Annotated in this window: 8 protein-coding genes; all 8 read left to right on the top strand. The window is 57.6% G+C overall.

The window, feature by feature from the left end:
* Positions 1-78: 78 nt before the first annotated feature.
* The 8 genes from OMP40_RS17750 to OMP40_RS17715 all read left to right on the top strand — a co-directional run bounded on the left by OMP40_RS17750 (position 79) and on the right by OMP40_RS17715 (position 9,461).
* A complete protein-coding gene (locus OMP40_RS17750) occupies positions 79-1,065 on the top strand; it encodes a LacI family DNA-binding transcriptional regulator (RefSeq protein ID WP_277533430.1) in 987 nt (328 codons plus the stop codon).
* Positions 1,066-1,192: 127 nt separating this feature from the next.
* Positions 1,193-2,518 carry an ABC transporter substrate-binding protein gene (locus tag OMP40_RS17745; protein WP_277533428.1) on the top strand — a complete coding sequence of 442 codons (1,326 nt, stop codon included), beginning with the start codon at positions 1,193-1,195 and terminating at the stop codon, positions 2,516-2,518.
* Positions 2,519-2,802: 284 nt separating this feature from the next.
* The gene (locus OMP40_RS17740; RefSeq protein ID WP_277533427.1) at positions 2,803-3,489 is read left to right on the top strand and encodes a carbohydrate ABC transporter permease; all 687 of its coding nucleotides are present in this window, start codon (positions 2,803-2,805) and stop codon (positions 3,487-3,489) included.
* Positions 3,486-4,310: a carbohydrate ABC transporter permease gene (locus OMP40_RS17735; RefSeq protein WP_277533426.1), complete on the top strand. Its 825-nt coding sequence runs from the start codon at positions 3,486-3,488 to the stop codon at positions 4,308-4,310. The genes OMP40_RS17740 and OMP40_RS17735 overlap by 4 nt, the downstream gene beginning before the upstream one ends.
* A gap of 65 nt (positions 4,311-4,375) precedes the next feature.
* Positions 4,376-6,622, top strand: a complete 2,247-nt coding sequence (locus tag OMP40_RS17730) for a DUF6259 domain-containing protein (protein ID WP_277533425.1) — start codon at positions 4,376-4,378, stop codon at positions 6,620-6,622.
* A 91-nt stretch (positions 6,623-6,713) separates the two neighbouring features.
* The gene (locus OMP40_RS17725) at positions 6,714-7,886 is read left to right on the top strand and encodes a glycosyl hydrolase family 28-related protein (protein WP_277533424.1); all 1,173 of its coding nucleotides are present in this window, start codon (positions 6,714-6,716) and stop codon (positions 7,884-7,886) included.
* Between the two features lie 25 nt (positions 7,887-7,911).
* Positions 7,912-9,027 carry a glycosyl hydrolase family 28-related protein gene (locus OMP40_RS17720; protein WP_338131169.1) on the top strand — a complete coding sequence of 372 codons (1,116 nt, stop codon included), beginning with the start codon at positions 7,912-7,914 and terminating at the stop codon, positions 9,025-9,027.
* 200 nt (positions 9,028-9,227) lie between these two features.
* Positions 9,228-9,461, top strand: coding sequence for a hypothetical protein (locus tag OMP40_RS17715; RefSeq protein ID WP_277533422.1), 234 nt, complete (start codon positions 9,228-9,230; stop codon positions 9,459-9,461).
* Positions 9,462-10,138 lie beyond the last annotated feature (677 nt).

Below are 10,138 nucleotides of genomic sequence, written 5' to 3'. Positions count from 1 at the left end.
TGTGTAACATGTTACACAATTTGGTTTAAGGGGTATCGACATGCTGAGTATTTATCAGGTCGCAGAGATGGCCGGATTGTGTCCGTAGCGACGGTATCCCGCGTCATCAATGAACGGGGATACGTGAGCGAGAAAACGGGTCTTAAAGTCCAAGAAGCCATCAACATCCTACACTATACCCCGAACCAGGCGGCGCAGAGCCTCACCACGTCCAGCACCAAGCTGATTGGGCTGCTCGTGCCCGATATCAATAATCCCGTATTTCTCCGAACAATCGAGGGGATCAACGATTACCTGAAGGAGAAGGGCTATATTCTCATGTACGCGGAGTCCGGGGAGGACGACGAGGAAATGTCGAATATGGTGCGGAGATTCCTCAGCAATCGGGTAGACGGCATGATCCTGTGCTCGCGCGACTTCACGCAATTCGGCGACATGGACGCGATCATCGAGCCGGCCTTGAAAAATAACGTGCATGTCGTGCTGAACGGCTATGTGGACAGCAAATTCGAGATCGACCGCGTGGGATTCGACAATGTCAGAGGCGCATATCTCGCCACCGAGCATTTGCTCAAGATGGGGCATTCCTCTATTGCGCTCATCGCCGGTACGGACAGCACGATTTCCGAGGAACGTTATAGAGGCTACAGAGAGGCACATATCGACAATCATGTCTCTCTAAATCCCGCACTCGTCGTTAAAGGTGACTTCCGCCAGCATTCCGGCTACGAAGCGATGCTGAAGATCCTGCAGATGAATCCGCGGCCGACCGCCGTTTTTGCGATGAACGACGTGATGGCGATCGGCGCCATGATGGCGCTCGAGGACCATAAGGTATCCGTACCGGACGAAATTGCCGTCGCAGGCTTTGACGATATCATCTGGTGCTCGCTGATTCGCCCCCGCCTGACCTCGGTCGTACAGCCCAAGTACGAGATCGGCAAAAAGCTGGCCGAGTTTCTGCTATCGCGCATGAACGAGAGTTACTCGGGCCCGGGCAGGCACGAGATATTCGGGTCCAGGCTCGCCGTGCGGCAAAGCACGGTCAAATCGGAGCAGCAGTGATGTTGCTCCGATTGTTTTACGCAAAAAAAGAAAGCGTTGACATCGTGAGGAAATGAACTTATCATACAGATGTAACTAGTTACATATTTGTGTAATAAGCTTCAATAAAAAAGGGGAGGTAAGATCATTGAAGAAACTGCAGCTCACCACGTTGTTCCTCGCCACGACCCTCGTCGCATCCGCCTGCGGCAATTCGAACGGCAATAACGAGACTGCCGGATCGCCGACAAGCAGCGCTCCGGCCGCAACGACGCCGGCATCGGGTTCGGCGTCGGCACCCGGCGCATCCGGCTCGGAGCCTTTTACGTTAAAGGTCTCTTACTGGGCGGACAATAAAAACGGCTATTACGAAGAGGTGGCCAAACGCTTCAAGGAAAAATACCCGAACGGAACGGTGGAATTCAATCAGCACCCGGGAGACAAATACAATGAGCTGATGAATACGCGGCTCCCCGCAGGGGAAGCGGACGATGTGCTGTTCAACATGAATATGACCGCCTACGCCAAGGCGGGCTATCTGATGGATCTGTCGAGCCAGCCGTGGATCGCGCGGATGAACGATTCGGCCAAGACGGCCGCGCAGTTCGAAGGGAAAACGTACGGCGCCTTCCTAGAGGTGAACACCTTCGGCGTTTTCTACAATAAAAAGATTTTCGAGGAGCAGCAGCTTGTTCCGCCGACGACCTGGGACGAATTCTTGTCGCTGAACGAGAAGCTGAAGGCGCAGAAGATTACGCCGATCGTCGAGGGCTTCAAGGATATCTGGACGCTGCAGGCCGCTTATATCCCGATTGCAATCAGCACTTATTTCGGAACGAATCCCAATTTCGAACGCGACGTATACGACGGCAAAGCGAGCGTGAACGGCCCCGAAGTTACGGGTGCGCTGACGCAATTCGCGGAGCTGGCCGACAAGGGCTACTTCAACAAGAACAGCTTAAGCATCGGCAACGACCAGGCACTGCAGGATTTTATCGACGGCAAAGCGGCGATGCACATGATGGGAAGCTGGACGCCCGGCGTCATCGACGGCAAAACGCAAAACTTCCCGCTCGGCTTCTTCATCATTCCGGCCAAGGACGGCAACACCGTCATGTCCGCCGGCACGGACAAGGGCCTGTCCATCAATGCCGCAACGGAGCATCCGGAAGAGGCCATTGCGCTGGTGCAGCTCATGCTGGAGCCCGATATGCTTGAACTTTACGGCAAAGACAACGCGCTGAGCGCGTTCAACGACGTCAATCCCGTATTCGCCAACCCGGCGATGTCCGAGATTCAGGCGGCGCTGCAGGCTCACCCGGGGCATCGCAATCCCGGCGACTACTTCCCGCCTTCCGTCCAGGACGCTCTGAACACGGCCTTGACCAAGATTCTGGCCGGCGGCGGCGTGGGCGATTCGGCTGCGGAGCTGGCCAAGCTTTACGAGAAGGACAAATCCAAAGTTAATTTCTAAGCGCACATTGCGTAAGCCATTCTTATTCATCCGAAGCGAGGGCGGCACATCATCCGCCCCTCGCCAGGATCAGTCAGGTGAGTGATACCGCATGAGATCGAGCAGAAGCTTTTACCGGTTAAAAGTATTTTTCGTACTGCCCGCCCTGCTGCTGTACGGCATTTTTACGTTGTATCCCTTTCTCGGCAGCCTGCTTTATTCCTTTACGAATTGGGACGGCTTGCAGTCCCCCGGACTATGTAGGCCTGGCCAATTACCGGGCGCTATTCCACGACAAAGCGATCATGCAAGCCGCTAAAAATACGCTTTACGTTCTCGCCGTCATGGTGCTGATCGGCAATCCGTTGTCCCTGACCCTCGCGCTGCTGCTCAATCTGCCCTTGCGGAGCCGAGGACTGCTCAGGACGCTTTTCTTTCTTCCCGCGCTCATGAGTCTCATGGTTATCTCGATCAGCTGGGGCTTCATCCTGCAATACGACGGCCTGCTCAATGCGGTTCTGACGCTATTCGGATTCGAGAACGGGATTCAGGACTGGCTCGGGACGATGGATTACGCGCTGCCGGCCGTTATCCTGATCTTGCTGTGGCAAGGGACCGGCTTCGGGGCGGTCATTTACCTGGCCGGGCTGCAGTCCGTGCCCAGGGAGCTTCAGGAATCCGCGCAGATCGACGGGGCCACGGGCTTGCAACGAATCTACCACATTACCATTCCGCTGATTATGCCGTTTATTACGATCAATACGTTTCTCGGTATCGCGGGCAGCCTGAAGCTGTTCGACGTGCCGTTCGTCCTGACCAACGGCGGTCCGGGCACGGCGACGACGACGCTCGGGCTATTGATTTACAAGTACGCCTTCGTGCACGAGTCCTACGGTTATGCGACCGCGGCTGGGATGCTGTTCATGATTTTGATCGCCGTGATCACCTTCTTGCAGCTGAGCATCACGCGCAGAAGAGAGGTGGAAATGTGAAAAAGATTCGAATAGGCCTCGGCATCGCAGAACTGGTCATGCTGATCGCGGCTTGTCTTTTTCTGGTCCCTTTCTTGAACGTGCTTCTTGCCAGCTTCAAGCCTTCAAGCGAAGTGTTCGACGCGCTCCATTTCCCTTCAAGCTGGGAGTTCGCGCATTACGGGGCGATTTTGGGCGAGGGCCGATTTGCGCAGTCGTTGTTCAATACCGTCGTCATCACTTCATTAAGCCTGGGGCTCGTCGTGCTTTTCACTTCCATGGCCGGATATGCGATCGGGCGTTCAGGCAAGGGCTTATTCCAGATCGTGTTTTTTATTCTGATCTCGGGCATGATCATTCCGCTGCAATCGACGATCATCCCGATTTTTAAGCTCGCGACCGCGATTTCCTTAATCAATACGCGCACGCTCATGATTTTGCTGTATACGGCCGGCGCGATTCCGTTTGCCACCATCATCTACACGGGCTTCGTCAAAGGCATCCCTTCCGAGATGGAGGAGGCCGCCGCCATGGAAGGCTGCGGGAAGACGCGAACCTTTTTTACGATTATTTTCCCGCTCCTGCTGCCTGCCACCGGCACCGTCATCGTGACGAACGTCTTTACGATCTGGAACGATTTTTTCGGACCGCTCATTTACTTGTACAGCCCCGGCAAACAAACGCTGATGACGCTCATTTATCAGTTCAAGCAGGAGCGGACGACCGATTGGGGACCGATTTTCGCCTTGAGCGTCATAGCTACGATTCCGCTGATTCTATTGTTTTTCTTCGTGCAGGATAAGTTCCTCAAAGGTCTGACGGCCGGCGCGGTCAAGGGTTGAGACAAGTGTACGGCATGCTGGGACAGAGACGATAAGCTGACGACAAGCTAAGGAGAAATGAAACGATGATCATCGAGCGCTCGGCCTATACGATCGAACTGGATTCGGCGAACGGATCTTTGCTGGCATTTACGGATAAGCGATCCGGGAAAAACATGATTCACGGCGGGAGCGCGGCCAGGCCGATCTTTACGCTCCGGCTGCGGGACGACGCCGGACAGGCGCTGGACGTTACGGCGCTGCAAGCGGCGTCCGTCACGCTGGAGCAGGCCTCGATATCGGCGGACGACGGCACGCAGCTCCGATTTAAATATACGAAGCTGAATAACCTGGATCTGGATGCCGTCGTCGAGGTCGACCTCCCGCAAGATTCCAACTTGACCGACTGGCGCATTTCCTTCGACAATCGGACGTCATACCTCGTGGAATGGGTCGACTTCCCGGACGTCGTCGTGCCGAACGATCTCGTCGCCGCGGGCGGGACTGCCCGGATTCTGTGGCCGGCCCATGAGGGCGTGCTGATCGAGGACATCGGCAGACGAGAGAACACTTGGCTGAAATACCAGGAAACCGGCTATCCCAGCAAAGGCTGGGACGGAACCTATCCCGGCCCCGCGCCGACGCAGTTCATGGCTTATTACGATGACGACTGCGGCCTCTACGTAGGCGCGCACGATGCGAGGCACCACGTCAAATCGATCGAATTTCTTCCGTTCGACGGGGGCGTGAGGCTCCAGTATCGGATTTTCGTCGAGGGGGCCGGTCAAGGTTCCTATCGAATGAACTTTAATATGGTGCTGGGCGTCTTCCACGGCGATTGGCATCAGGCTGCCGAGCTGTACCGACGTTGGTTCGAACAGGGAAGCACGCCGCCGCGCATCGCGGACAATCCGGAGCTCCCCGCCTGGTACCGGGAATCGCCCGTCGTCGTGACGTATCCCGTGCGCGGCGTCAAGGATACGGGCAGCATGGACCCGAACGAATATTTTCCTTACGTCAATGCGATTCCGCATCTGGAGCGGCTGTCCGAGCGCTTCGATAGCAAGGTGATGGCGCTGCTTATGCACTGGGAAGGGTCGGCCCCCTGGGCGCCGCCTTACATCTGGCCCCCTTACGGGGGAGAAGAAGGCATGCGGCAGTTCGCCGACGAGCTGCACGCGCGCGGCCATCTGCTCGGTCTGTACGCGAGCGGCATCGCCTGGACGCAGAGGAGTCTGCTCGACCCCGATTACAACCGGGAAGCGGACTTCGAACGTCTGGAGCTAGAGAAGGTCATGTGCGTGTCGCCGGAGGGCGAGCTGCCGTACTCCTTGATCTGCAACGGCGTGCAGCGCTGGGGATACGACATGTGTCCGTCAGAGCCATTTGTGACGGAGACGGTGCTCGAGGAGATCCGAGGCGTCGCGAACAGCGGCTGCGATTACATGCAGTATTTCGACCAGAATCTGGGCGGACTGTCGTACCTGTGCTACAGCAAGGAGCACGATCATCCGCCGGGGCCCGGGCGCTGGCAGACGGAAGCGATGAAGACGTTGTTCCGCAAGATTCGGCAGGAGTGGAAGGCGATGGGCAAAGACATCGTGCTCGGCTGCGAAGCGGCAGCCGCAGAGCCCTTCCTGGGCGAGCTTCCTTTTAACGACCTGCGCTTCAACATCGGCTTGTTCACCGGCGAGCCGGTGCCTGTCTATCAGTATGTATACCACGAATATATCAACAACTTCATGGGCAACCAGAACTCCAGCGGCCAGAGCATCGACCTGCTCAAGTCGCCGGACAATCTGCTCTGGCGGACCGCCTATTCCTTCGTGGCGGGAGATATGCTCACGGTCGTGCTCGGACGCGGCGGGGCGATCAACTGGGATTGGGGGACGGAATGGGATTACCCGGCGCCGGATCAACAGGCGATCGGCACCCTGATCCGCAATCTTAACGCCTGGCGCATTGGCGCGGGCAAGCCGTATCTCGCGACGGGCAGGATGCTCGCGCCGGAGCGGCTGACCGGCGTGTCCGCGCAAACGATTCACATGCGGGACGGCAGCGTGCTGAAGCAGCCTTCCATTCTTACGACGAAGTGGCAATCTTCGGAGGGGCGGGTCGCGCAGTTCCTGGTGAATTACACGACGGAGCCGCAAGCGTATGATTGGCAGCAGCCGTATGGCGGGGCAATCGGCGCTTTGCTGGCTTACAAGCAGCCGGATGGCGAGGGGCTCGAGCTCGCCTCGCAAACAGAAAGAGGGATGCACCGGGGAACGATCGAACCGTTATCCTGCATCATGCTGGCTTGGACGCCGCCGACGCAGGCGGCGGAGTGAGCAATCGGAAATGCGGCGGGAGAAGGCGTCAATCGTCTCCCGCCTGCCTTAGACCGCTTTAATCCAAAATCCTAAACAAGGGGAAATGATCATGAAATGGATGGTTCGCAGCGCAGTCCTGTTCTTGCTTATGATCGCGTATGTCATGCTGTTAACGCCGGGCCGGCAAGCCGCCGCTTCCGACGGGGTACCCTATGGAACGCATACCGTGCCGGGAACCATCCAAGCGGAGGATTTTAATTCCGGCAGCATCCGCGACGCTTACTTCGCGCATGCTTCTTCTCAGGTCATTCGCGAAACCGCTTACAGAGACGTCGCGAACGTCGACCTGTATTCCGATGGAACGAATCGTTATGTCGTGAGCTCGAACGATCAGGCGGCAGGTTCGTCGACTGCCGGCTATATTAGCGAGTATTTGAAATACACGTTCACGGTCGGCGCGTCCGACGCGGGCTGGTACGACATCGTTTACAGCGCGAAGTCCGGGACCTCCGGGAAAAAAGGCAGCATAACGACCTTGATCGACAACGTGCAAAAAGGCGCGACGAACAAGATCGATTCGACCGCGCTCCAGACGTATTCGCTGCCCATGCCGGTTTATCTGGAAGCCGGAACCCACGTGCTGACGACGGAGTACAGCGGACCGGACCCGGGCACGTACGTAGACTGGATCCGCTTCGACAAGCGCGCATCCGCTCCGAGTTTTCCGGCTCCCCAGCGAATCGCGGACCTGATCGACAATAGCGAGACGGTCATTGCGAATGTCGTCGTGACGGCGGATACGACGGGCGTATCGGATGCGGCTGGCGCCATACAGTCCGCCTTGAATCTGGCGCGTCAAATGGGCGGAGGCGTCGTGTATTTGCCAAGCGGAACGTATCGCCTGGATTCGGGCCTTAACATTCCCGGCCAACGTCGTTCTTCGAGGCAATTGGGGCAATCCGCTGCAGGAAACGCCGCAAAACGGCACGATTCTTGCTGTATATTCTACAACGGAAAGCGCCGTAACGTTGTCCGGCGCGAACGCGACCGTACGCGACCTGAGCTTCTGGTATCCGAACCAGGGCGCTTATTCGGCAGGCGGCTTCGCGCCGACGAGCTATCCGTACACCGTCTATTCCGAGGCCTCCTCGGTCAATGCCTACAGGCTTACGTTCTACAATTCGTTCCAAGGCATTTACTTCGACAAGGGCAGCGCGGTGAACATTCAGGACATCTACGGAACCTTCCTGTTCCAGGGGATTACGCTGGACGGCAATTATGAGTACTCCTACCTCACCAATCTGTTCATGGACAGCGAGATCTGGGCGAATGCTCCTTCCGCGGTTATCAATAAACCAAGCGCCGCCCAGCGCGAACAGATCGCCGGCTACACGAACAGCTACCTCTTCGGCATCAAGCTGTGGAAAAACGACGGCTTGACGATGTACGGCATCAGCATCAACGAGGCCAATAACGGCATCCTGATCGAGCAGGGACCGCCTTCCTCCAACGGCTCCTACGGCGCGATGGCCAAGATCAACGCGAATGTCCGGACGGATTTCGTGCGGGCGGAGGTCGGCGAGTTCATCAACACGGACAAAGTATGGCAGGCGCGTCCGTTGTTCTATGCCTTTGCGCCCGTGCGCAAACCGGCGAATGAAAGCAATCTGATCAATGTGAAAGACGCGCCTTACAACGCCAAGGGGAATGGCGTCGCTGACGACGGTCCGGCGATCCAGAGCGCCTTGACGGCAGCGGGAATTGCGGGAGGCGGTACGGTGTTCCTGCCGCCAGGCTCGTATAAAGTATCCGGATCGCTCCAGGTGCCGACGGGCGTGGAGCTGACGGGCAGCCACGGTTACGTTCACGCCCACAACAATTTGGATACGACCGTGCTGCTCGCCTACAGCGGCAATGATACGACGGCGCCGGATTCCGCGACGGCCTTCCTGACGCTCAGCCAGGGCGCCGGAATCAAGGGCTTCAGCGTGTATTATCCGGAGCAAGGCTTCGCCGACGGCGCCGATCCGGGCGTCCCGGCCGACATCCGCTCGCGCTATCCGGTCAAGAAGTATCCGTATACCGTACGCGCCGCCGGAACGGATACCTGGGTCAAATACGTAGAGATCGAGAACGGCTACAACGGCATCGATTACGGGACGACGGCGGCGGACCGGTTCGTCGTGTCCGGAACGTGGATCAATGCCGCCAACGTGGCGGTCAACGTGGGCGCGAATACGAACGGAGGCTGGGTCGAACAAGTCGTCGTCACCTACGGGACCTTCTTTCAGTCGAAGCATGCCAACAGTCCGCATACCTACGGCTTCGACGCGGCGAAAATTACACGCTCGCACATACGGACGCTTTCGTCTTCGGCAACAGTACGAATGTCGCTTCGTTTGCCGCAGATTCGTTTGCCGTGAAAGACGGGTTCTCGATACCATAGCGCAATCGGGCGGGACTGGTCCTCAGAATCTGACGCTGTTCCTGCCTTCCGTCGATACGTCGTCCGGTCCCGAATGTATTGATCGAAAAGGGCGGCAGCATCCACATGGTCGGCCTTCAGCGGGGGTGATGCCGGGACAGCCTTACAGAAAAGACGGGCGCGGGCTTTACCGGAACGATGAACATATACGATTCGCTGCTCTGGGGAGATACGACGACGACCGTCCAGCAGTTGGTGGAACCGCTGAACGTCGACCAGGATGGGTGCAGCGCGGTTCCGATCACGCAGGGAAGAACCGCGTGCGGCCGAAGCGCTTTTGCGGGAAGTAACGGACCGGAATGCGCGGTCGACGGCATGCGTACGTCCAAGTGGGCGTCCATGATAGGGAACGACCCATTGGCTGGCCGTTGATTGGCTCGGTGCAGAGCCTCACCCGCTGGGTGGTGAAGCATGCGTCTTACAATGGGGGGGGTTCTGCATTCAGATTGCGCTGACTCAGCTGGCAGGAAGAAGACGGGGTGACCGCGAACGGGATCTGGGAGAGCATAACCCGAAAATACGCCTGGGTTGACCCACCGCCTCCACCTCTGCGGACGCCCGGTACGTGCGTCTGCAAATTACCCAGGCACGCAGATGGGCTCGGACGGGTATGCGCATCAGCAATTGCACTCTTCGAAGTTTACGGGCAGCACGAAAACATCAGCCTCAATCGGTGGGCTTCCGCCAAATCGCCCTACAACCTGGCGAGCGAGATGCCGCAGAAGGCCCTGGATGGAGACGTGAATTCGAAATGGGTCGGCGATTGCGAAGACGCCTTAACAATGATTATCGGGTGCAGGCGGATCTGTTCGCGCCGGTTACCGTCAAGCGTTGGGTCGGGATTTCATCCGGTGCTGTCTCGTCGAGCTATGACATTTACAATGCGCGGCATACAAGCTTCAGGCGAGCGCGGACGGGACGATCTGGACCAACATCGAAAATGTCGGCCGGGAGACGTAGCGTGATGTCGGACCGGTACGAAACCGGCCGTGACGGCGAAGATATTTCAGGCTCGTAATTACCGAAGGCACCCAAAGCGGATACGACGG

It is taken from the genome of Cohnella rhizosphaerae (assembly GCF_029525575.1).
Classification (GTDB): Bacteria; Bacillota; Bacilli; order Paenibacillales; family Paenibacillaceae; genus Cohnella; species Cohnella rhizosphaerae.
Note: the sequence above shows the minus strand (reverse complement) of the source record. Positions and strands in the feature narration are given on the sequence as shown.

Excerpts from the sequence above, each read along its gene's own strand:
- OMP40_RS17740 (WP_277533427.1), top strand. The coding sequence starts at position 2,803 with ATGCAAGCCGCTAAAAATACGCTTTACGTTCTCGCCGTCATGGTGCTG.
- OMP40_RS17730 (WP_277533425.1), top strand. The coding sequence starts at position 4,376 with ATGATCATCGAGCGCTCGGCCTATACGATCGAACTGGATTCGGCGAAC.
- OMP40_RS17725 (WP_277533424.1), top strand. The coding sequence starts at position 6,714 with ATGAAATGGATGGTTCGCAGCGCAGTCCTGTTCTTGCTTATGATCGCG.
- OMP40_RS17720 (WP_338131169.1), top strand. The coding sequence starts at position 7,912 with ATGGACAGCGAGATCTGGGCGAATGCTCCTTCCGCGGTTATCAATAAA.
- OMP40_RS17715 (WP_277533422.1), top strand. The coding sequence starts at position 9,228 with ATGAACATATACGATTCGCTGCTCTGGGGAGATACGACGACGACCGTC.